We start from the raw sequence: 23,556 nt of genomic DNA on the forward strand, positions 1-23,556 counted from the left end.
AGTGCTCTCCAAAGTTTTGTTTTGATAAAACGCCTCTAGTATAGAACGCTATTACCAATTCTGTTGAACTTGTTCGTTTTCGTTGAAGCAATAATATCGGGACGTACAGTGGCCCCTTGAGAGCTTAGTCACAAAAACCACGCTTTTAGAAACCATGAACATCATTGATAACTAAATCTGTTGAAAGCAAAAGAGCAATCGATTCGCTTTTGAGCGATTTGTCGATTGCGCGCACAAAATGGACATTGAGAACATAAAAAACTTTTGAGAAAGCGCTGATCGAAATGCTCTTGAGAACAGTAAAACGATTAAATTGTACAATTTATTTTCTTGTACAATCTGAAAAGCCTTGCTATAAGTTATACAACAAAAAATTTTGTATAGGGATGCGTCATCATGGAATCTTCAATCAAAGTAGGTATCAGTTCTTGTGTTTTGGGTGAACGGGTTCGTTTTGACTCTGGTCATAAAGTCAGTAACTTTGTGACTAAAGAGCTCAGCCCATATTTTGACTTTGTTTCGGTATGTCCCGAAGTGGGCGTCGGAATGCCAGTGCCGCGACCAACAATTCGTTTGATTTCCGAAGAAGAGCGTGTAGCTCTAGTAGAAACTAAAAATCCAGAAAATGACCATACCGATAATATGCTTGCTTACTCTGCTAACAAAGTGGAGGAGCTACAAAGCGAGCAACTTTGTGGTTACATCGTCTGTGCCAAGTCTCCAACTTGCGGTATGGAGCGCGTCAAGGTTTATAGCAAAAATAACGCAGCGAAAGAAGGCGTCGGCTTGTACACACAAACGCTGATGAAAAAAATGCCTTGGTTGCCCGTCGAAGAGGATGGCCGACTCAACGATCCTGTATTAAAAGAAAACTTTATTACCCGAGTATTTTGCTTGAACGACTTTTATGACTCGATGGACGGAGAGCCAACTCGAGGCAAAATTATCGATTTTCATTCGCGCTATAAGTTGACCTTGATGGCGCATCACCCTGAGTCATACCGCTCTCTTGGTCGTTTAGTTGCCGATGTCGCTAGCTATGAAATCGAAGAATTCTATCAAGAGTATCGCTTAGGTCTTATGAAGGCACTTGCGAATCGTGCTAGCCGAAAAAACAACACTAACGTACTAATGCATTTACAAGGGTATTTTAAGCGCGCTTTAACTAAAGACGAAAAAGAAGAATTAGCAACAGTAATTCATGACTACCGCACTGGTACATTGCCATTGTTAGCACCGTTGACATTGATTAAGCACTACTTAAACACTTACCCAGATGAGTATTTAGCAAAACAGAAGTTTTTAGAACCGTATCCGCAGGAGATGAGATTACGCTATGGTTTGTAGTTCAGAAGAAAAACTATACGCGATCCGAGACGTCGCAGAAATCACGGGTGTAAAGCCAGTTACGCTGAGAGCTTGGCAGAGAAGATACAATTTGATCCAGCCTCAGCGAACAGAAAAAGGGCACAGACTTTATCGACAGCAAGATCTCGATACGATTCGTGAAGTCCAGAGTTGGCTCGCGAAGGGGATTGCAATCGGTAAAGTAAAGGGACTTTTGGGAAAAAGTGCAGACGTAGAAGTCAACAATGAAGTTCGTACTCTTGAAGAAGTAGAAACCATGTTATCAGCACTTTCGAAACTGAATCGAGGCAAAGCGGAGAGCTTACTTGCTTCTGTTCTCAAAGAATATCCATTGAACTTGGTTATTGAACAATTTATTGACCCTGTATTTGACGCGCTGGAGATGGTCAAAGGATCGCTGAGATCGTTGCAGATGGGGTTATTTCAAACTTGTTTGATCACTCGTCTTGCCCTTGTTATCGACTCTGAAAACAAAGCCGCTTCCAAAGGGAAGTGCTTGCTTATCAGCTTTGAACAACATAGGGAAGCAGAGAGCTGGATTCAAGCGGCGAAGTTGTGTGAGCAAGGGTATCACACGACGTTGATCGACAAAGTTGATGATGTCTCTGGTTTACTGGATCACGAAGTTGTTGATAGCTACTCGCTCATTTACCTGTTTTCCAATAAAGCGCTGGCAGCTAAGCAAGTGGAGTCCATCAAAATGCTTCAAACACGTTTTGGCGAACGTATTGGATGTTCTGAAGTGATTGAGAAACTGCACCTAACAGAGTAGACGAAACGAAGGAGACACCATGATCTTAGTATGGTTTCGACGTGATTTACGAACGTTAGACCACACCGCACTTAAAGCGGCGTTAGATTCAGGTCAGCCTGTTGTCGCTTGTTTTATCGCGACGCCAGAGCAGTGGCGAGAACACCACATGGCGCCGATGCAGGCGGATCTCATTGCTCGTCGTTTAGAGTATCTCAACGACGAGTTGGAAAGCCTGAATGTTCCTTTTTTATACAAAGAGGTGCCGTCGTTTTCTGATTGTACCGAAGTGATTAGTGGATGGGCGAAAACACTTGAAGCAACGTCTGTTATGGCGAATATTCACTATGAAGTGAATGAAAGAGAGCTCGATGCACAAGTGAGTGAGGCGCTAGCTTCCCATGATATCGATTTTGAACTGTTTCACGACAAATGTGTGCACCCACCAACGACGGTTCTCAATAAGCAAGGTGAGTATTTTAAGGTATTTACACCATTCAAACGTGCTTGGTTGACGCAGTTTCAAATGCCAGCGGTAACAAAGCCTCACGAACAAGCGCCGCTAAGCAGCAAAATATTGGAACAATTAGAGCCGATTCGATTTAGTTCAGACTTCACGTTTAGCTATCCTCGAGAGTCCAGCGAGGATTGGTTTGCTTCGACCAATGATGTTTTAAAGCAGCTTAGGGAATTTGCTCGTGAGCGCAGTGATGCTTACAAGGAAGATCGAGATTTTCTGGCTATTGATGGCACCAGTCAACTGTCTCCCTATCTTGCGATTGGTGCGTTGTCACCAAGGCAATGTATTGCTCGCTTGTATGCTGAAAACCAACAAAATGACCTAACAGAAGGAAAAGCAACTTGGTTGAGTGAGATCATTTGGCGTGAGTTTTATCAGCATCTGTTGGTTTTCGAACCAAAGCTCGTTAAAGGCAAAGGCTTTATCGACTGGGAGGATAAAATTCAGTGGTCTTATGATGAGCAGGCTTTTGAGCGATGGAAGGCTGGAGCGACAGGGTACCCGATCGTCGATGCAGCAATGCGTCAGCTCAACCAAACAGGCTGGATGCATAACAGGCTTCGTATGGTTGTCGCGAGCTTTCTCACCAAGGATTTACACATTGACTGGCGTTGGGGCGAAGCGTACTTCATGAGTAAGCTGGTGGACGGCGATTTCGCAGCAAACAATGGTGGTTGGCAGTGGTCTGCATCGACGGGTTGTGATGGGCAGCCGTACTTCCGTATTTTCAACCCGATAAGCCAAGGTGAGAAGTTTGATTCTGATGGCCAATTCGTGCGCCACTGGGTGCCTGAAATCAAAAGTGTGCCAAACAAATACATCCATAAACCTTGGACTTGGGAGGGATTTTCTTTACTGGAATATCACAAGCCGATGGTTGATCACAAGACAGAAAGAGAGATAACCTTACGGCTCTTTAAAAGTGCCAAGGAATAAAGTGAAATGCTTAGCAAAAAGCGATCAATGAGTTTCGCAAAACGTACGCTGTTATCTGTATCGTTATCTTTAGCGAGTGGTTTGTCATTCGCTAAAATGTACGAGCTACCAGAGGATGGCAGTCGTTTAATTGGTCGCCTTGAAAACCACGTCGTGCAAGAAGGCGAAACCATGGCAAATATTGCCAAGCACTACGATGTCGGGATGCTAGGTTTAATGGCGGCAAATAAAGGCGTGGATCCCTTCTTGCCAGAAGAGGGACACGTTCTTACTATTCCAACACAACTGATCCTCCCAGATGTACCCCACAAAGGCATTGTCATTAATTTAGCGGAATTGCGCTTATACTACTTCCCGAAAGGAGAAGATATTGTGCATGTATTCCCCGTGGGAATCGGGCGAATTGGGCGAGACACCCCGGTGATGACAACGCGTATTAGCCAAAAACGTCCAAACCCTACGTGGACGCCGCCAGCCTCGATTCGTGCCGAGTACAAAGCGAAGGGCATTGACTTGCCAACCGTTGTACCTGCCGGTCCAGACAACCCGCTGGGCATGTTTGCATTGCGTTTAGCCTACGGAAATGGTGAATACCTTATTCACGGTACCAACAAAGACTTTGGCATCGGTATGCGAGTCAGCGCGGGTTGTATTCGTATGGACCCGAGCGACATTGAATGGTTGTTTGAAAAAGTTCGTAACGGTGAAGAAGTGAATATCATTAACCAACCAGTGAAAGTATCACTAGAGCCGGACAGAAGTGTATTTTTAGAGGCACATGAGCCATTGACTCGCAGCAATGGTGAGAAAGATCACCTACAGGTACCAAAAGAGTTAAAGTGGTGGCTGGATGAGTTCGGACTGAAAAATGTGAAGGCTAAAGCAGCGATTGCCGCACAGAATGGGGTTCCTGTCGAAATAACCGCGCCTTAACAGGCGTTAAGACGCGGTATCAAATCTTACTTAGTGTAAGACTGAGCGATGTTATCGATACGCTCGTTAGCACGCTCAGCTTCTTCTTGAGCAGCCATTGCTGCTGCACCTGATTTTTGAACGTCAGATTGAAGAGCTTGTACGTCTTGGCTTAGTTGGCTAACTTGGTTGCTTAGTTCGTCTAGTTTTGCTGCATTTGCTGTTGCTGCGTCATCAGAAGAAGCACAACCTGCTAGTAGAAGTACTGAAGTTGCTGCAGCTGCGATCAACGTTTTGTTCATATAAGAACTCCTTGCTTATAGTGAAAGTCTCGCTACCAACTATTATTTTATACAGTAGCGAGGTTAAATGTGGATACATTTTATCAGTACATGATGTAGCAAAAGTCAAAAAAACCCAAGAATTTCATGGAGTACCTGACGTCAACTTTTACCTGAGCTTAACAAAGGTGAGTGAATTATCATCTCCCTTATTCCCACAACAGTTCTCATAGCAGGTGTTTTTGCCACGTTCCTGATATCAATAATTTAGACGATATTGACACAAATGAAAGTTTCTCGGCGCAAATAACTGCCATTTACGCAGTTTTATTGGAGAACGAGAGGCGCACCTTGAGCTCGCTTTTCTCTAAATCTTAAGCCAAGCTGCTGACCAACAAAGCGAGGGGTTGTTCTTAATTGAGCCGCAAATGATGTTTTGTTTTCATCCGTGGGAATTAGTTTGTGTGATCTCTATCTATACTCCTATGATTTGCGGTATTATACCAAGCTTTATTTTTTTGCTGCGTTAGAGCGGAAACGACATTACAGAGCGCTCAGACGCTGACTGATTTATTGGAGAATACTTTGCAATTTAAAGATCTAGGCCTAGACAACCGATTGTTGAAGAACCTAAAACACTACGATTTTAAAAAACCAACTGACATTCAAAAGCAGGCTATTCCTGTTGCGATTGCAGGCAAGGATTTATTGGCATCTTCGAAAACGGGTTCGGGCAAGACTTTGGCGTTTGTATTACCAATGCTTCACAAGTCTTTAAAGACAAAATCGTTTTCTGCCAAAGACCCTCGCGCAGTTATTCTTGCTCCCACTCGTGAGCTAGCGAAACAAGTGTATGGTGAGCTTCGCTCTATGCTTGCTGGCCTATCTTATGAAGCTGCATTGATTTTGGGTGGTGAGAACTTTAATGATCAAGTGAAAGCACTGCGCCGTTACCCGAAATTCATCGTGGCGACACCAGGACGTCTGGCTGACCACTTAGAGCACCGCTCGCTTTACCTTGAAGGTTTGGAAACGCTGATCCTTGATGAAGCAGACCGTATGCTGGATTTGGGCTTTGCACCAGAGCTTCGTCGTATCCATAAAGCAGCTAAGCATCGTCGCCGTCAAACATTAATGTTCTCTGCAACGTTGGATCACGCCGACGTAAATGACATTGCGGCTGAAATGCTTAATGCTCCGAAACGTATTGCTATCGGTGTTTCTAACGAAGAACACAAAGATATCACGCAAAAATTCTACTTGTGTGATCATCTTGATCATAAAGAGGCGATTCTAGATCGCGTACTTTCAGAAGCAGAATATCGCCAAGTTATCATCTTTACGGCGACGCGCGATGATACTGAGCGCCTAACAGCGAAGCTAAACGAGAAGAAACTGAAGGCCGTTGCATTGAGTGGTAACTTGAACCAGACTCAACGCAATACGATCATGAGCCAGTTTGAGCGAGCGGTATTCAAGATCCTAGTGACAACAGATGTTGCTTCTCGTGGCTTGGATATTGCGACAGTAACACACGTCATTAACTTCGATATGCCAAAGCATACTGAAGAATATGTACACCGTGTTGGCCGTACGGGCCGTGCTGGTAACAAGGGTGATGCGATTTCTCTTGTTGGTCCAAAAGACTGGGATAGCTTTAAACGTGTAGAAGCTTACCTACAACAAGATCTTGAGTTTTCAGTATTCGAAGATCTGAAAGGTAAGTTCAAAGGCCTGAAGCCACCTAAGCCAGATTTCCGTAACAAGAAAGCGACAGCGAAGAAATCACGCCCTCAAGCGAAGAAGTCGGCTAAGAAACCTGTTAAACGTGACAAGAGTTTCTACAAAAACGTATCAGTGGGTGATGATGTGTTCATCCCGAAGAAAAAGCCAGCGGCACCAAACTCTGAAGAGTAAAAGTCGCTCCAGTTTTCAACTGATTTTAGTTTTTCAAAACCCGAGTGTTCGCACTCGGGTTTTTTTATGCTTATCTCTAGGCGAAATGATGTCTTTCTGTACTAACGTGTTTGCTAGGCTTTTATATTTATCTGGTTTTATATAAACAGCATAGATCGCTAATTTAGAGAGGTATTAAGTTTTATCAACTCGGTCCAAGCAAACGTTTTTCCTCACATACTAGATAAAAATTTCACATGATTATGAAAATGATAATTGATCTCATTTTTATTTAAGGGCAGAATACGCGCCATTGTATTAATCCTATAAATGAATTCGCTCTCTATATGAAATTTACTCATGTTTTTTTAGGGCTCATAATTACCTCTAGTTCTTGCTTTGCCGTTAATGACTTTAATTGGTTGCGAGATGACGCTCGTAAAGATGAGCGAGTTCTTACCTACCTAACAGAGCAGAACCGTAAGACTGAACAGCATCAAAAAAAATATCAGACGTTGACGCAAGATCTGCTCGCGCAGTGGGAAGCCATGGTGGCAGATAAAGGTGATAAACCATGGTCGATCGTAAATGGACGCGAATGGACGTTAACGCGTCGTGACGGTGGTTATGTGTTGCTATCACGTTCGAACCAGTATGCACAAGAGAACACAGTATTTGATTTCTCTGAACGTCAATCTGCATATCCGTATTATCAAGTAGGACAGTGGCAAGTAAGCAGAGACACGTTGCTTTTCACTGAAGATATTGATGGCAGCGAGCAATATCGCGCCGTGGTTGTTGATTTACTCTCTGGCCAATCTACGGAGCTGGCAACGCACGTCGATAGCGGTGTATTGCTTTCACCTGATGGTAAGATGGCTTACCTCGTTTCGAAGGAAATGCGTACACAGCGACCTCATCAGATCCTACGCATCTCCACTGAATCTTTGGCTAAAACCGTTGTATGGCACGAATACAAATCAGATTGGTTACTTTCTTTCTACCGTGCGGCAGATAGCCGTTACGTGGTGCTGCAAAGTAACAACGAGTCAACCACAGAGCAGAAGCTTGTTGATCTAGAAACGGGCACCGTAAGCGATTCACTGAGAGTGTCGGAAGCGGGCGTGGAATATTACGCGGATGTGGCGAAAGGGCGCGTTTATATCAACAGCAACCTTGAAGGTACATTTGCACTTTATCAAACCGATCTAGCACCTCTTAGCGCAACATGGCAACGCTTTACGACCCCTCGTGAACCGCTTGACCAGTTCTTCCTTTATGATGCAGGAGTTGTGGCACTCAGTAAGCCGAACAACGTAGCGACATTGACGGTGTATTCATACCAAGGTCAGGAAAAAGCGATACTGCCATTGGAACAGGATGGCAATGTCGCTTGGTTGAGCACGTTGGGCGATTTTGAATCAAACAAGATTCGTATACGAAGCATGTCGATGACTACGCCTCCTCAGTGGGAAGAGTTTGATGTAAAAACGCTGACTAAAACCTTGTATTCTCAAGATGTTTACCAAGATTTTGATAACCAACGTTATGTCTCCCAACGCATTTTTATCAAGCACGATGGTGTTTCTGTCCCGGTCTCTTTAGCGTATCGCAAAGACAAATTACACGCGCAATCACCTGTGATGATTTACGGCTATGGCGCATACGGTTTTACGATGAAGCCCTACTTTATGCCTCAAGTCATAAGCTTGCTCGACCAAGGCGTGATTTACGCTATCGCCCATGTTCGCGGTGGTGGGTACTTTGGCGATGAGTGGCACGAGCAGGGCCGTGGTGTGCGCAAAGCTAATTCTATTGGCGACTTTGTTGCGGCCGCTAATGCGCTGCAAACGTTTGAACGCGGCAATAGAGAGATTTTTGCCATCGGCTCAAGTGCTGGTGGCACGTTGGTCGCAGGAGCGGTTAATCAAGACCCTAAATTGTTTTCAGGTGTCGTGCTTAAAGTACCTTTTGTTGATGTGGTAGCAAGCATGTCGGATACCTCACTTCCGCTGACCACACAGCAGTATGGCGAATGGGGTAACCCAACCAAATCTGAGCAACTGGCGCTAATGAAAGCGTACGATCCAATTCTCAACATTCATAAAGACGCTTACCCACCCATGCTGGTTCAAGTCGGTTTGATCGATCAGCGCGTGCCTTACTGGGAAGGTGCCAAGTATCTCGCCAAGGTTTCCGCGCTAAGTGAGCGCGACGGGCCGTACTTGTTGCAGACCGATTTTAATTCGGGCCACCAAATGGACCCACGACAAGCGCAAGAACAACAAGCAAAAGAATACGCCTTTCTTTTATCACTAATTAAAACATCTAAAGCGGAGCAGTAAATGAAGCTTACCCCAGTGTCAGCGGCAGTACTTTCGGTACTAGCTGCCAGCCAAGTGCACGCCAAATCTGACGTTTTCTCTATGGAAGAGGTCGTGGTGACGGCGAATCGGATTGAACAACCAATGTCTGAACTAGCAGGCAGCGTCGCAGTTGTCACTAGCGAAGAGATTGAACAAAAGGGCGAAACAGAGCTTTATGATGCGCTGCGTCATGAACCTGGGGTAAGTGTGTCGGGTGGCGCTGGGCGTCCACAAAACATCACGATTCGAGGCATGACGGGTAACCGCATTATGATCATTCGTGACGGCATTCGCTCAGCAGACGGTTTTGGTGCGAATGACAGCAATGACAAAGTGGGCCGCGATACGTTTGATCTTTCTAATCTTGAATCATTAGAAGTAGTGAAAGGGGCGAGCTCCTCAGTCTTAGGTTCTGGTGCTATCGGTGGCGCTGTGATTCTAAAATCCAAACAGCCGGGCGAGTTTTTAAAAGATCGTGACTTTTATGTTGATGCCACGGGCACTTACACGGGGATCAGCAATAAATACAAAGGCGCGAGCAATCTGGCGTTTCGTTCTGGCGACACGGAAAGCTTAGTCAACGCGGCGTATTGGCAAGGTGAAGAGACGCGTAACTTCAACCAAGATTTGTACAACCGCGATTTGGATGGTTACAGCGCGTCATACGCCATCAATCATTTCTTCAATGATGAAGTGATGGTCAAAGCGCGTGCCGAACTTTATCGGCAAGACCAACAACGCCTGGAAGGTTCGCCATCTGTACAGAAGGATGGCAAATGGCATATCGAAGACTTCGCAGAAGATGAATCGACAAAAGAGTACAGCGCTTACATTGGTGCAGAGGTTACACCGATTAATCCAACTTGGTTCGAAGAGTTAGATACAAAGGTCTACTGGCGCCACACCGAAGTGGTGGAAGACACGAATCGTTTAATGAGACAAGTTGACCACAATGGTTTGACTGTTAGACGTCGCGAGCTAGAACACAAAACCTTCATTGACGAAACAATTGGCTTCCGTGGTGATTTCACCAATACGATTTATGCGGCAAATGCTGAGCACCAATTGGCTTACGGTATCGAGCTTTCTACTGACTATTATGAACGCACAGATAGCGATTCCAAGATTGATTGGAACGGGGTAACGCCTTCGACCAAACAACCTTTCGCTCCTGCTCGTGCTTATAACATTGGTCTGTACGTTCGAGACATGGTGGAGCTGGATAAATGGACCATTACAGGCGGCCTGCGCTTTGATGCGCATCGTCTAACACCGGACGGTGAGGGTGAAGTGGGCGGCTTCCCATTAAAAGACATGGATAGCTCAGAGGTATCTCCAAGCCTATCGATTTCTCGTGAAGTGTTTGTCAATAACATCGCTTATGTATCTTATAACCACGGTTATCGTGCTCCGGAATACGACAAAGCGTATGGCTTCGTAAACCATGACTTTGTGCCGCTAACGCCGTTTGTCATTGCACCGAACATGGACCTAGAGGCTGAAACTTCGGACTCGTTTGAAATCGGTAACAAATTCGATAATGGCCACGCGCAACTTTACGTTTCTGCGTTTTACAACAAGTTCCAAAACTTCATCGATGTTGTTACCACAGGGCAAGATAACTTCGGTAACTACATCAAGCAATACCAAAATTTACACGGTGTTGAAACCTACGGCGCGGAGCTTTCTGGTGCGTATGCTTTCACATCGTCTTGGAAGCTAAGTACCAAGCTTGGTTATGTTGACGGAAAGGACGCCGAAGGCGAGTACGTTCGTAGCATCACACCTTTCGAGGGCAATGTTGGGCTGAACTATCAGCAGCAAGACTTTAATGCGTTCGCGACGTGGAACTGGGCTGGTTCGATGGATCGTGTGCCGAGCTGCCAAACGTCACTTGGACAAAAGACCGAGTGCGCACAAACAGATTCATGGAACACGCTTGATTTGGGGGCAAGTTACCAAATCACCCAAGATTTTCGTTTGAGTGCGACCATCATCAACCTGTTCGACAAAGAATACATTCGTTACCAAGACGTTGCTGGCATAGCAGATGAGAGCAAACGCTACTCAACGGAACCAGGTCGTTACTTTACGGTTAACGCGAAGTACATCTTTTAGTAGGAGCCCTGCATGAAACTCAAACTTTTAGCGCTTTCTCTTGCGTTGGCAGGCGTTCAAGTGACGAACGCTGCCGAGTGGGATTACCCTAGCGCGGCTATTACGGTCACGAACCAAGCCGAAGCGCTGCGCTACTTACAAGCCAATTACGCTAGCGCTGGCGAACTTAAGTTTCGCTATCAAACTCGTTCTCAGCTCGGAGATCATTACAACTTTGATGTGTGGGTCGATGGGCAGTATCAACCGCAACGCACCATTGTGCTGTCGACTAACCAAGACAGCCAAGTCGAGCGTATTTTCAAAAGCCTTGAAGATACGGTGATTCGTAATGGCGAGGCGATGCCAGCCGGAGAACTGGAACTGCCTGTTCGCTTGGAAGTGACCGAGCCGCCAGCATTGAGCTCTGGTGAGTTAGTAACGGTTCCCGTCTCACTCTTTGATCCTGATTTACGTACAATGCAACAACAAGCTGCGCCTGATTCTGCTTGGAATTCGTTAGAGGATTATCCGCAGCCACTTCAATATGTTGAGAAGCAGATTCAAGTTTTGCAGTCTGGTGGCAAGTTCTACGTAGCCAACGAGCGCGTTAAACAGGTGGATGCACTTGCATTACTGTCTTCACCTGCGGTAGGTGCGGAGCCTGTGCGTGATACAAGCAGTATTTTGCCGCCTGAGGGGGTTCAATCTTTTGCGGATGTAAAAGCGATGCAAAGCGCTCAACTTGGCGACAATGCCTTTTTGCAGTTGATGGCGTTTTACCATCTTGACAGCTCACTGCAGTACTTATCGAGCTTGAGCTATGACTTATTTGAAGAGCCGCTTCGTTTTGATGGACGTGGTTTAGCACTCGACAACTCTTCTTACTACACAGGTTCGCGTGCGCTGATGTTAGGCGTTGGCGGAGTATCTCCAGATGCTGCAGATGCAGATGTGATTTTGCACGAGCTAGGACACGGGATTCATTATCAAATCGTTCCTGATTGGGCGTATGGCCATACTGGCGCGATTGGAGAAGGTGTTGGTGATTACTGGGCGGGCAGCGCGAGCTACCGAACACAGTATTTAGACGCAGCTCGCCGTGGCCAAGAATTCGAGTTAGATACGGTGTTCAACTGGGACGGTATGTTCGGAACACGCAAAACAACTCGTAGCTTATGGAACCAAAGAGCGCGTTACTTCGAGAGCTCAGAGTATCCAGCGCACGTTAGTGTGGGCGGTGAACTAGGCGATGAGCTGTGGTCAACGCCACTGTTCCAAGCGCTTAAAGCATCGGTTGAACGATACGGTGATGACACCGATAGCGTGTTCCGCGAGTTTGACGCCATTGTTCTTGAAGGCATGTACGGTATTGGTCGTGGTGTAAAAATGCATGATTTGGCAGAGTCCACCGTGTTTGCCGCAAGCACTTTGTTCCCAAATAAAGACTATGCCCAGTTCCTGACGGACAGCTTCAACAAACACAACTTGCTTAAAGCGCCTTTTCGCGTTCGCTATGACGCTCGATACATCGCACAAGGTCAAGACGTGGGAGTGAGCCTGAGCCAAACTGGCCGCGAAGCGAGCATCAAAGGGCAATGGCAGCTAAATAACGCATCCGTTTTCGACTTTGATGAAACGCTTTCTGACTCGACCTCAATGAAGGTGGCGTTACCAAGCGGTCTGACATGTGGCACGCAATTCGATTCCTCTATTTCATTGGATTACCAATTTGCTGAAGGCTTAAAGACTCACCAGTGGAGCGAAAAGGTGATGCTGGTTAATGGTACGCCAGAGCTCGATATCCAGCCTCAATCCGTGAATTCCGCTTTGCCGGAGCAGGGTGACAGATTGTTCTCTCAGACGCTATCGGACAAGTCACGCACGATTGATGATTCGTTTGCGGTTTACCTGAACATCGAACATGACTCACTGCAGGATCTGCAAGTGACGCTTGTGTCTCCGCAAGGTAAATCGGTTGTGCTACTTAGCCATCAATCAAGCAATACCAATGGATTTAAAGGTTACTTCACCGCTCAGTATGACGAGGAGTTACAAGCACTTGTCGGTCAACCGAGTTGGGGTACTTGGCGTCTCGAAGTATCTGACCGCGTGTCAGGGAACTCTGGGGTGTTGAAAGAGTGGGGTGTTAGTCACTTTGCTCAGTATCAGTGTAGTGCTGATACCACTAAAGAAAGCAGTGGTGGTTCAGGTGGCAGTGGTTCGCCTTGGACCTTGTTAGGACTTTTCCTGCTTTCAATGGTGAGAGTGATTCGTTCTCGTTAATTAAAATCTAAAGAAGACAAAATTTATGAAGTTTCAATATTCTTTCGTTGCTATGTCACTAGCCCTAGCTGGTTGTGGCGGTGGTTCTGGTGGTGACACGTCAACACCGACCTATAATGTAGCTGGCACCATCGTTTCTGCAGGTACACTTCTTGATACGCCAGTATGTATCGATTTAAACCAGAACTACGTTTGTGATACTACTGAACCGAGTGCTAAAACGGATAATGCTGGTAAGTTCTCCCTGACGTCAAGCGACAAGAACATTTTGACTAGCACGATTCTTGCTCAAGTTGATCAAGGCTCAAACCAAACGTTGCGTCTTGCGGCTCCAGGCCAAAACTTAGCCACGGGTAACACAGTAAATGGTGTAACAACATTGCTCGCAGGTCTTGTGGTTGACGGTAAAACCGTTGCTCAAGCTGAAGATATTGTTAAAGCGCAACTCACGGATGCCGGTGTTTCTCTATCTGGTACGGTAATGTCTAACGCAGAAGCCAGCGAGCTAGACAAGCTAGAGCAAAACACGGTTGCGCTATTAGCTGCGATGCAACCACAACAAATGACCAAAGGCGTAGCGCTGCTTGCTCAAAGTCTTAGCTTCCAAGGTAAATCGCTAGCCTCTGATATTCTGTCTGAAGCGGAAGTGAGTGCATTTGCTGAAGAAATTGCAGCAGTTGCTGAACAAACGGTTGGCAGCAACGATACGGGGGCCGTTCTTCATTTTGCTGATGGCGCAGCAGACGTTGCAGAGGTTCAAGCTTCTTACCCTGGTCAAGATGCGGAATACGGCTTTGACAAAGAGGACAAGCAAACGTCGACAGGCGCGGGCTTTAAGTTCGTTAAGCTAGATTCACAAGGCGCTGCTTTAGCTGCAGATGCCACTGAGTGGGCTTGCACTTTGGATGAGCGTACTGGTCTTGTTTGGGAAAACAAGAGTGCGGATGCGAGCTCTATTCAATTTAAAGACCGCCTATTTGCGTTTGAGTCTGAAACATTTAAGCCATTTAGCAAAGATGTAGATCTTGCGGGCTGTAAAGAGGTGGGCGATGAAATTTGTACTACGAGCCAATACGTTGAGTACATAAACAAACAATCGTTATGTGGAATCACTGGTTGGCGCCTGCCTACTTACCGTGAAACTTATGACTTACTAGATTTCGGTGAAAAGACACTATTTGCGCCGAGCACAGAATATGAACCGAACAATGTGTATGGTTTTAATGTCAAATACTTCCCACAGCAAACTTTAGGCAGCCCTTATTTAGAAAAAGGTGCGTTTTGGCATGATGGTTTTAGGTTTACGGAAACATCATCACAGCTCATGGATGGTGAGATTTATTTCCCCGCAATTGTCTCTCGGGGCGCAGATAGAGGGGCCACTTCATTCGTTGAGATTCGCTCAAGCAGTACAAGTGAAGATGCCTATGATTCCTACCAATTCCCAATCCGTCTAGTAGCAGTTAAGGGACAATAAGATGAAGAAACTAATGACCGCGCTATCTCTTGTGTTGGCTTCTCAAGTAGCAATGGCAGCACAAGAGTGTTCGACTGAGTTTGCTAAAACAGCACCTAATACACGTTACACTTATTCAGATAAGGGAACTGTAACTGACTTAAAAACAGGTCTTACATGGATGCGCTGTCCAGTCGGTATGACATGGAATGCAGCAAACGAAGAATGCACCGGAACGCGAGCTACGATGTCATGGCAATTCGCGCTGTCTACGGCCCAACAAATTCGTAATCCGTCCGGTAACCACCCTCTACACAACTTTGCTGGCAAAAAGAATTGGCGACTAGCAAACATTAAAGAGTTGGTATCGTTAACGGAGCAAGCTTGCTATAGCCCAGCGATGAATGGTACAGGCTTTGCGAGCGGTTATACACTGACAGACAAGGACGATATTTTAGGACGTAATATCTGGAGTAACACACCTAATGGTGACGGTAAGCATGTTGCTACTCTTGATACGACTAATGGTGAGGTTTTCAATAGAGATCCGTTAGACTCAAGTTTCAAAAGCTCTCTCTTGTTAGTGACAGATGAATAATAATTATTACGTTAATAAAGATTGATAGCTTTGCCTTTATAAAAAGCTCCGCCAGTGCGGAGCTTTTGTCTTTTCTAACCCTAACCTTTGGCACTTATCGTGTTGAGCAGAATGTTTAAACTTGGAACTGCTTAAGTTGGTGCTTTTGGTTTTCCGCTAGGCCAGAAAGTTCTTGAGCGGCAGAGGCGGACTGCGTAATGCCAGTCACGTTCTGGCTCACTAGTTCATAGATGTTCGTTAAGTTGTTGTTGATATCGGCCGTGACCTGTTTCTGCTCTTCTGATGCGGTCGCCACTTGCGTGTTGATTGAGTTCAGAGCGGCGATAGCATTACTGATATTAGCAAGTGATTGGCTAACTTCTTGTGCCAGAGCTTGGTTGTCTGACAACATGGCTAAGCTAGAGTGCATGCTTTCATTCGCGTGACCAGATTGCTGCTGAAGCTCTTCGATTATGGTTTGGATCTCTTTCGTCGATTCCTGAGTTCGCGCCGCTAACATACGTACTTCATCGGCGACTACCGCAAAGCCTCGGCCACTTTCGCCCGCTCGTGCAGCCTCGATCGCTGCATTCAGTGCAAGCAAATTGGTTTGCTCAGAAATGCCTTCAATCACTTCGATCACGCGACCAATGTGTTCTGATTGATCTTTCAGCGATGTCACGACGGCTGCGGCTTCGTTGAGTTGTTCTGCCATTTTTTCGCTTGCGCGAGTGCTTTCCTCAAACATGCTCAGACTTTGTGAGGTAAGCATGCGTGCTTGATTTGATGCGCTATCGGCTTCTTGTGCATTGGTCGACACTTCAGCTGCAGTCGATTCTAGTTGGTTGATTGCCGAAGCCACTTGCTCAACTTCTTGCTTTTCTTGATCTGAGTTAACGCTGCTTTGAGTCATAACAGTCGCTAACTCGGTCGATGCTGATGCCACATCCTCACTAATTCGAACTAATGCACTCACGGTTTCACGCAGTTTGTCGATGGTTTGGTTTACATCCTGAGCCAGTTGCGACACTTCGTTTTTTCCGATGGCTTCGGCTTTAACCAATAGATTTCCTTTCGCGACTTCTTGCATGGTTCCTTGAAGGTTACGAATCGGTGCAACGATATAGCTGGCTAGTATCCAACTAATAAGCGAAGCAGCACTCAAGATCACCGCAAGTGAAACCGCACTGTAAGTGAGCGTGGTTGAATGCTGTTCGCCATTCGCTTCCACTTCATCGGTGACGATTTGATTCAATTGTTTAGACAGGTTGTCGATGGCGTTGATCATTGCTTCGCCAGCCAATCGATATTCTGCCATCGCAGATTCGTACTTTTGATTGAAATCGGATGTGGTGTAGCCAGAAGAGTGTTTGGTGGTGAGCAGAGGTGTCATGGTGACGCGCGTGAAATCAACATAGTGATCCATGGCTTTGCGCATAGTATTCACTTCGGTTTGAACGCCTGGGAGGCTATCGATGGAATTCAGAAAATCGCGGTTTTTGTTTTGTCGTTCAGACAGTTCTTGGTTGAGAGATTGGACATCTTCGGCTCTAAATAGACTGTAAATGGCTTTGATGCGCATAGCGTAGGTGTTGTCTACGATGGCGCTGAGTTCCTCTTTATGAATGATCAGCTTGTTGGTGGAAGTGGAAACCTTATTGAATGCTTGGTCGAGCTTGCCGATTCCGACGCTCAATCCAATGATGAGTAATACAACGGTGAATAGAACAGGTAAAAAGACCTGAAGTTTAATAGAAAGCGTACTAAGAAATTGACGCATGATTGACCCTCTATCGGTTTGATTATTATCTTTTTTATAAATAAGCATTTCGATTTTAATTGCCATACTCGTCAAATCAATGACTTACTCATATCCAATTGTTATGAAATGTACCAAAATCGATGGAGTTATCATTTTGAACGCGCGGCAATTTATAAAAGCGCTAAGCTAAAAACGGTAGAGGGATCAGTCGCGGAATTAATATACAGAAATGACAACGTGTCATAGAGGGTTCAACTAAGTGAAACACAACTGTCATATTCAAATTCTAAAGTGAGCACCGTTCAAGTGAAACACAACGGCAATAAAGCCACTTAAGGAAATTGTGATGAAAAAGACAGTAATCGGTGCAATCGCACTTCTAGGCGCAATGGCAGTGACTCCTGTTTCTGCTAAAGAAACTATCTCTGCAGTGGGTTCTAGCAGCGTAACTCCACTGATGGAAGTTTTCTCTGAAACGTACATGAAGAAGAACCCTAACGTATTTATCGAAGTTCAAGGCCCTGGTTCTTCAGCTGGTGTTAAAGCAGCAAAAAATGGTTCAGCAGACCTTGGTATGTCTTCTCGTAATCTAAAAGACTCTGAAAAAGAATCAACACTAATAGAAGAAGTGGTTGCTCGTGATGGTATCGCAGTGGTTGTTAACCCACAAAACAAACTGCCTGGCCTAACAGCAGAGCAAGTGACTGCAATCTACAAAGGCGAAGTATCAAACTGGAAAGAAGTCGGTGGTGCAGACAAGCCAATCGTAGCAATTACTCGTGACACGGCTTCAGGTACTCGTGGCGCATTTGAAGACATCATGTCTCTTAAAATGAAGATTTCTGGTAAGAAGGTATCAGCTATCTCTCAACGTGCTCAAGTTGCAAACGGTAACGGCGCACTAAAAACAATGGTTGCATCTAACCCATACGCAATCGGCTACATTTCTCTTGGTACTGTAGACAACACTGTTAATGCTCTAGCAATCGACGGCGTTGATGCAACGGTAGCTAACGTGAAAAACGGTTCTTACAAAGTAGCTCGTCCATTCCTTGTGCTTTACAAAGAAGGCAAGCCATCAGCTGAAACGCAAAAATTCCTAGACTGGATGCTAACTGAAGATGCGCAAAAGCTAGTTGACCAAAACGGTTACATCTCAGTTCACTAATTTTATCGGGACTCTTAAGTTTGCTCAGCCCACCATTTAGGGCTGAGCCTTTTCTATCCATAGTGTTCACCGGCAAAACGCCCAGAACCGTGAGATTTTTTAAATGACCATCGCAACAAATAGTGAAAAGCTTATGAATACTGACGCTAAAGCTATCAGCAAGCCCGGCCTGCGTGAGAAACGTCGCGTAGACTGGAAAGAGCGTATCTTCCACGGCTTGTTCCTAACCAGTGCCGTTATCGGCATCGTCTCATTAGCCGTTATTGCTTACTTTATTGTTCGTGAAAGTATCCCGGCATTCCAAGAAGCTGGTGTATCGGGCATCGTTCTTGGACAAAACTGGCTGCCGCCTGCACTTTACGGTGTTGCGACAATGATTGTTGCATCTATTGTATCGACGGCAGGTGCGGTAATCGTCGGTGTGCCAATTGGTGTGCTGACGGCTATCTTTATTGCCGAAATTGCACCAAAGCGTCTTGCGGATATTATTCGTCCTGCAGTTGAGCTTTTGGCAGGTATCCCGTCTGTGGTTTATGGTTTCTTTGGTTTGGTTATCATTGTACCGCTGATTCAAAACATCTTTAATGTCCCTGCGGGTAACACGATTTTGGCAGGTATCATCGTGCTTGGGGTGATGATTCTACCGACCGTAATCACAGTATCTGAAACGTCTATTCGAGCTGTGCCTCGCGCATACAAAGAAGGTTCTTTGGCACTTGGCGCTTCGAAAATATACACAATCTTCAAATTGCTCGTTCCAGCGGCTCGTTCAGGCATCATGACGGGTGTGATTTTGGGTATTGGCCGTGCTCTAGGTGAGACAATGGCGATCATCATGGTGATGGGTAATGCACCTGCTATGCCAGAAGGCATCCTGGATTCGGCACGTACGCTAACCGCAAACATCGCGATTGAAATGTCTTACGCAAGTGGTATTCACGCCAACGCTCTTTACGCCACTGGTGTTGTACTTCTGGTCTTCATCATGTCGTTGAACGCTGTACTTCTTTACCTAAACCGAGAAAAAGCGAAGTAATCGCTCGTTAAAGGTGACTATTATGGATCGCGCAAAACTAAAACAAGCTCGCCAGTTCAAAGATAACGTCTTTAACGCTTTGGTTTGGATTTCGGCAGCACTAACGGTAGGTTTTTTGTTCTGGATTATCTGGTACATCCTATCAAATGGTCTACAACACGTAGATTGGAACTTCATTACTGATAACTACACACGTACTGGTGAAGAGCACGGTATCTTCCCGATGATCGTCTCGACCATCTACATGGTTATCGCATCCATCGCGGTAGCGGCGCCACTGGGTATCATGACGGCAATCTACTTAACCGAATACGCGAAAGTCGGTAGCCGATTGGTAAAGATTATCCGGTTCTGTACTGAGTCGTTGGCGGGTATCCCGTCGATCATCTTCGGTCTGTTCGGTATGACGTTCTTCGTGGCAATTCTTGGTCTGGGCTTCTCGATTCTGTCGGGTGCACTGACTCTAAGTATTCTTATTCTGCCAGTGATCATCCGTACTACGGAAGAAGCACTGATGGCAGTGCCTCAAACGTATCGTGAAGGCTCTTACGGCCTTGGCGCTTCAAAAATTTACACTATCTGGCGTTTGATTCTTCCGAGCGCAATGCCAGGTATCTTAACCTCGGTCATTCTAAGTATTGGTCGTGTCATTGGTGAGTCTGCTCCTGTATTTCTGACAGCAGGCATGGTTGCTCGTATTCCAGATTCTCTGTTGGACTCCGGTCGTACATTAACCGTTCACCTATACAAACTGACTACCGAACTGTTTACCGTTGAAGAATGGAATCAGGCTTACGGTACCGCAACAGTGCTTATCGTGGTTGTTCTTCTGATCAACATGGTAACGAAACTGATTGCTAGACGTTTTAACACCGCAACTTACTAACAACACTAATTAAGAACGCACGTTAAAAGACACGAATTCAAGATTTAAGAGATTAAGAAAATGAACAAATTTGATATTGAAAACCTAGACTTATTCTACGGTGAAAACCAAGCACTGAAATCGATCAACCTACCAATTCCAGTTCGCCAAGTAACGGCGCTTATCGGCCCGTCAGGTTGTGGTAAATCAACGCTTCTACGTTGTTTGAACCGCATGAACGACCTAATCGAAGGCGTGAAAATCACGGGTAAATTGGCGATGGACGGCGAAGACATTTACGGCAACATTGATGTCGCGGATCTTCGCATCAAGGTTGGCATGGTGTTCCAGAAGCCAAACCCATTCCCGATGAGCATCTACGAAAACGTGGCTTACGGCCTACGTGCTCAAGGTATCAAAGACAAGAAACACATTGACGAAGTGGTAGAGCGTTCACTACGCGGCGCAGCACTTTGGGACGAAGTGAAAGATCGTCTGAAGTCACACGCATTTGGTCTATCGGGTGGTCAGCAACAGCGTCTTTGTATCGCACGTACGATCGCGATGGAGCCGGATGTGATTCTGATGGATGAACCAACGTCGGCACTTGACCCAATTGCGACACATAAAATCGAAGAGTTGATGGAAGAGCTGAAGAAGAACTACACCATCGTTATCGTGACCCACTCAATGCAACAGGCGCGTCGTATCTCTGACCGTACTGCGTTCTTCCTAATGGGTGAGCTGGTTGAGCATAACGATACTCAAGTGATCTTCAGTAACCCTCAAGATGACCGTACTCAAGGCTACGTAAATGGTGATTTCGGTTAATTCGCCATATTTACAAGCATAACTAAATAACTATAAGCGATGGTAACTTTGCCCCTCTTTTTGAGGGGCCTTTTTCTTTTCAAGCTGCAGATTTATAACACCAACCTATACCAATAATTCTTGCAAGGAAGCACAAATATCCCTCCCTTTTTTATAGAACATGTAACTTATGTGAAATACGGTTATAAAAGTGCTGAAGAGCTCTCGAATGTGAAACTAAGTCTGATAATTTTGCGAATGACTTAACAGCTCAAATTTGATTGTATTGATTGCATATGATGGCCTAAGTAGTTTTTTATCGAGAATAAAAAAGTAGATTAGGTTGGTAGGGTGAGTTTAAGAAGTTTTACAAGAAAAGTGTCTTCAACGAGGGATCATCGCTTATTAGCGGAGGCGATATTTGATCATTTAGAGAGTTTGTTCTCCCCTCAAGCCTTAGCCATTTTTGAAGATCCTTCAATCAATCCCCGTTATTCTGTGAGTTTCTCTCGCGGGGAGCTTTACCCAATCCAAAGCTATCCTGACAGCTTCTGGGAGTGGGCAAGTCAGTTTGACACTTCTGAAAGCATCATTCCTCTGGCGATCAATACTTGTAACTGGAATCACACCCAAGATTTAGGTGGAGATAGTTACATAATGATGCTCGATAACACGCCTATCAAACGCACCTACCTACTGATTCAATCTGTTCATGCTCGCACGGCACACAATATCTATGAAGAAAGCTATGATGCAATGCAGCTTGCAGCGGCGCGTTGGCAGTGCATTCGCGCCGAGAAAAATGCGTCGCAAGAGATGAGACACAGAGATATTCGTGAAGCGCAATATGTCGATGAAATTAACCAACGCGAGCGCTTTATCGAGAACATGAAGTTAGTTCAGCAAGTTGCTCTCGAGATCTCCAACCCTGATTCCTTAAAAGATTTGTATTACAAAGCCGTCGAAGCGCTACGTCAACGGTTGGGGTTTGATCGCTCCACACTGATGCTTCTAGATATGAAAAAGCGCAGTTTCAGTGGAACATACGGCACGGATGAATCAGGCATCACCATTGATGAGTTCCACACGCAATACGATTTACACCAACTGAGCGAAGAATACATCGCTGCGCTGTCAAGCCTTGAGAGCAACCTAGTGATCGTGGAAGATGCGCCGATATACACAGCTGGTAAAGTGGTTGGGCAGGGGTGGAACGCGATGTTGATCCTACGTGATGGCAATGAGCCATTTGGTTGGTTCGCGCTTGATAACTTTATTCATCGCAAGCCGATAACAGCGTATCAAAAACAGATGTTGGACTCGTTTGGCTCCCTTTTCTCACAAATTTACATTCGAAAGCGCCAGGAGCAGAACGTGCGTATGTTGCATTCAAGCATGGTTGAGCTATCACGCTGTACAACCGTCAGTGATGTATGTAAATCGGCCGTCACTTTTGCCATCAAAAATCTTGGTATTGATCGGATGGCGGTGTTTTTGACCGATGAAAACTGCTCATACATGCAAGGTACTTGGGGGACTGACATTCAAGGCAATGTGGTGGATGAGTCTTATTTCTTTGGTGAGACACAAGACTTTTCGTTGATCAATTTAGCTCGCGCCGTACCTAGTGAAGTTGCATTTGAGGAATCCGTTCCTATTTATCATGACTGTAATATTGTCGGCTTTGGCTGGGCTGCGATGACGGTTTTGACTTCGAATAGCAGCGGGCCCATCGCCTTTATTGCCGTTGATAACTTATTGACGCGCGCGCCGCTGACTTCTCAGCTACGTGAAGTGATTCGTATGTTCGCTTCCAGTCTAGCGGAGGTTTTGCAGCGCACTCAAGCGCAAGAGGCGATTCGCGGATTAAACGAAAACCTGGAGTTAGAAGTACAGAACCGAACCAAAGAGTTGGAAGAAGCCAACCGACAGCTTGAGGTGCTTTCTAAACTTGACCCTCTGACACGTCTTGGCAATCGCCGTATGTTAGAACATGTGATGCAGAAATATTGCGCGCTAGAGTGTGAGGAAGCGATGTTCTTTGGTCTTATCCTGATTGATATTGATCACTTTGGCTTGTTTAACAATCACTATGGCCATCTCGAAGGGGATATCGCACTAATGCGCGTGGGTCATATCTTGGATCATCATACCAAAGGTGAAGACGAGGTTTTCTGTCGCATTGGTGGAGAAGAGTTTGTGTTACTAATGATCGGCTCTGATCAAGAGGCGGTAAAGCAGAGAGCGGAACGTATTCGTCAATGCATTGAAGATGAAGGCATCAAACACCAACACAACCCAGAAGGGGAGTTGCTCACTGTGTCAGTCGGTTATTCTTGCTACAAAACGAAAGGCAAAGACTTTAATTTCGACCATCTTTACCAGTTGTCGGATAAGGCTCTCTATCAAGCGAAGAGTCATGGTCGAAATTGCGTAAGGCGATATGAGCAAAAAGATCAAATAGTGGCGTGA

17 protein-coding genes are annotated in these 23,556 nt (G+C 45.6%); 15 read left to right on the forward strand and 2 right to left on the reverse strand.

Annotated elements, in window-relative coordinates; genetic code table 11:
* Positions 1 to 396: 396 nt before the first annotated feature.
* From ACZ5ZC_RS04675 to ACZ5ZC_RS04690, 4 genes are read left to right on the forward strand one after another with little or no spacing between them, the layout of a single operon-like run.
* Entirely contained in the window at positions 397 to 1,347 is a 951-nt protein-coding gene (locus ACZ5ZC_RS04675; RefSeq protein WP_046875782.1) for a YbgA family protein, read from the forward strand.
* Positions 1,337 to 2,140 (forward strand): MerR family transcriptional regulator, encoded by an 804-nt coding sequence (locus ACZ5ZC_RS04680; RefSeq protein WP_085344176.1) that lies wholly within the window; start codon positions 1,337 to 1,339, stop codon positions 2,138 to 2,140. Before ACZ5ZC_RS04675 ends, ACZ5ZC_RS04680 begins: the two co-directional genes overlap by 11 nt.
* 19 nt (positions 2,141 to 2,159) lie before the next feature.
* Positions 2,160 to 3,575: a deoxyribodipyrimidine photo-lyase gene (gene phrB, locus ACZ5ZC_RS04685; protein ID WP_464931427.1), complete on the forward strand. Its 1,416-nt coding sequence runs from the start codon at positions 2,160 to 2,162 to the stop codon at positions 3,573 to 3,575.
* 6 nt (positions 3,576 to 3,581) lie between these two features.
* On the forward strand, positions 3,582 to 4,508 hold the full coding sequence (locus ACZ5ZC_RS04690) for a L,D-transpeptidase family protein (protein WP_005394922.1): 927 nt from the start codon (positions 3,582 to 3,584) through the stop codon (positions 4,506 to 4,508).
* A 26-nt stretch (positions 4,509 to 4,534) separates the two neighbouring features.
* Here ACZ5ZC_RS04690 and ACZ5ZC_RS04695 read toward each other — a convergent pair whose 3' ends face one another.
* Entirely contained in the window at positions 4,535 to 4,789 is a 255-nt protein-coding gene (locus tag ACZ5ZC_RS04695) for an Lpp/OprI family alanine-zipper lipoprotein (protein WP_005375145.1), read from the reverse strand.
* A gap of 552 nt (positions 4,790 to 5,341) precedes the next feature.
* Between ACZ5ZC_RS04695 and ACZ5ZC_RS04700 the strand changes: the two genes are divergently transcribed.
* The 6 genes from ACZ5ZC_RS04700 (at position 5,342) to ACZ5ZC_RS04725 (ending at position 15,464) form a co-directional block, all read left to right on the forward strand.
* Complete coding sequence (locus tag ACZ5ZC_RS04700) at positions 5,342 to 6,685, forward strand: DEAD/DEAH box helicase (RefSeq protein ID WP_047009779.1); 1,344 nt, start codon at positions 5,342 to 5,344, stop codon at positions 6,683 to 6,685.
* Between the two features lie 326 nt (positions 6,686 to 7,011).
* Complete coding sequence (locus ACZ5ZC_RS04705; protein WP_464931428.1) at positions 7,012 to 9,009, forward strand: prolyl oligopeptidase family serine peptidase; 1,998 nt, start codon at positions 7,012 to 7,014, stop codon at positions 9,007 to 9,009.
* Positions 9,010 to 11,148, forward strand: a complete 2,139-nt coding sequence (locus ACZ5ZC_RS04710) for a TonB-dependent hemoglobin/transferrin/lactoferrin family receptor (RefSeq protein WP_464931429.1) — start codon at positions 9,010 to 9,012, stop codon at positions 11,146 to 11,148. It abuts the gene before it with no gap.
* 12 nt (positions 11,149 to 11,160) lie between these two features.
* The gene (locus ACZ5ZC_RS04715; RefSeq protein WP_464931430.1) at positions 11,161 to 13,410 is read left to right on the forward strand and encodes a proprotein convertase P-domain-containing protein; all 2,250 of its coding nucleotides are present in this window, start codon (positions 11,161 to 11,163) and stop codon (positions 13,408 to 13,410) included.
* Between the two features lie 25 nt (positions 13,411 to 13,435).
* Positions 13,436 to 14,887 carry an Lcl domain-containing protein gene (locus tag ACZ5ZC_RS04720; RefSeq protein WP_464931431.1) on the forward strand — a complete coding sequence of 484 codons (1,452 nt, stop codon included), beginning with the start codon at positions 13,436 to 13,438 and terminating at the stop codon, positions 14,885 to 14,887.
* 1 nt (position 14,888) lies between these two features.
* Positions 14,889 to 15,464, forward strand: a complete 576-nt coding sequence (locus ACZ5ZC_RS04725) for an Lcl C-terminal domain-containing protein (RefSeq protein ID WP_053808314.1) — start codon at positions 14,889 to 14,891, stop codon at positions 15,462 to 15,464.
* A 115-nt stretch (positions 15,465 to 15,579) separates the two neighbouring features.
* On the opposite strand, the gene ACZ5ZC_RS04730 is transcribed toward ACZ5ZC_RS04725, so the two are convergent.
* Positions 15,580 to 17,223: a methyl-accepting chemotaxis protein gene (locus tag ACZ5ZC_RS04730; protein WP_253650935.1), complete on the reverse strand. Its 1,644-nt coding sequence runs from the start codon at positions 17,221 to 17,223 to the stop codon at positions 15,580 to 15,582.
* Positions 17,224 to 17,551: 328 nt separating this feature from the next.
* On the opposite strand from ACZ5ZC_RS04730, the gene ACZ5ZC_RS04735 reads away from it, so the two are divergent.
* From ACZ5ZC_RS04735 to ACZ5ZC_RS04755, 5 genes are all read left to right on the forward strand, one after another.
* Positions 17,552 to 18,373, forward strand: a complete 822-nt coding sequence (locus ACZ5ZC_RS04735; protein ID WP_005397879.1) for a phosphate ABC transporter substrate-binding protein — start codon at positions 17,552 to 17,554, stop codon at positions 18,371 to 18,373.
* A 103-nt stretch (positions 18,374 to 18,476) separates the two neighbouring features.
* Positions 18,477 to 19,409, forward strand: a complete 933-nt coding sequence (gene pstC, locus ACZ5ZC_RS04740) for a phosphate ABC transporter permease subunit PstC (RefSeq protein WP_006741921.1) — start codon at positions 18,477 to 18,479, stop codon at positions 19,407 to 19,409.
* 22 nt (positions 19,410 to 19,431) lie between these two features.
* A complete protein-coding gene (gene pstA / locus ACZ5ZC_RS04745; RefSeq protein WP_005397882.1) occupies positions 19,432 to 20,295 on the forward strand; it encodes a phosphate ABC transporter permease PstA in 864 nt (287 codons plus the stop codon).
* A 60-nt stretch (positions 20,296 to 20,355) separates the two neighbouring features.
* Entirely contained in the window at positions 20,356 to 21,105 is a 750-nt protein-coding gene (gene pstB / locus ACZ5ZC_RS04750; protein WP_005397884.1) for a phosphate ABC transporter ATP-binding protein PstB, read from the forward strand.
* Positions 21,106 to 21,435: 330 nt separating this feature from the next.
* Positions 21,436 to 23,556, forward strand: coding sequence for a sensor domain-containing diguanylate cyclase (locus ACZ5ZC_RS04755; protein WP_258459227.1), 2,121 nt, complete (start codon positions 21,436 to 21,438; stop codon positions 23,554 to 23,556).

The sequence above is a fragment of the Vibrio sp. JCM 18905 genome (assembly GCF_055393305.1).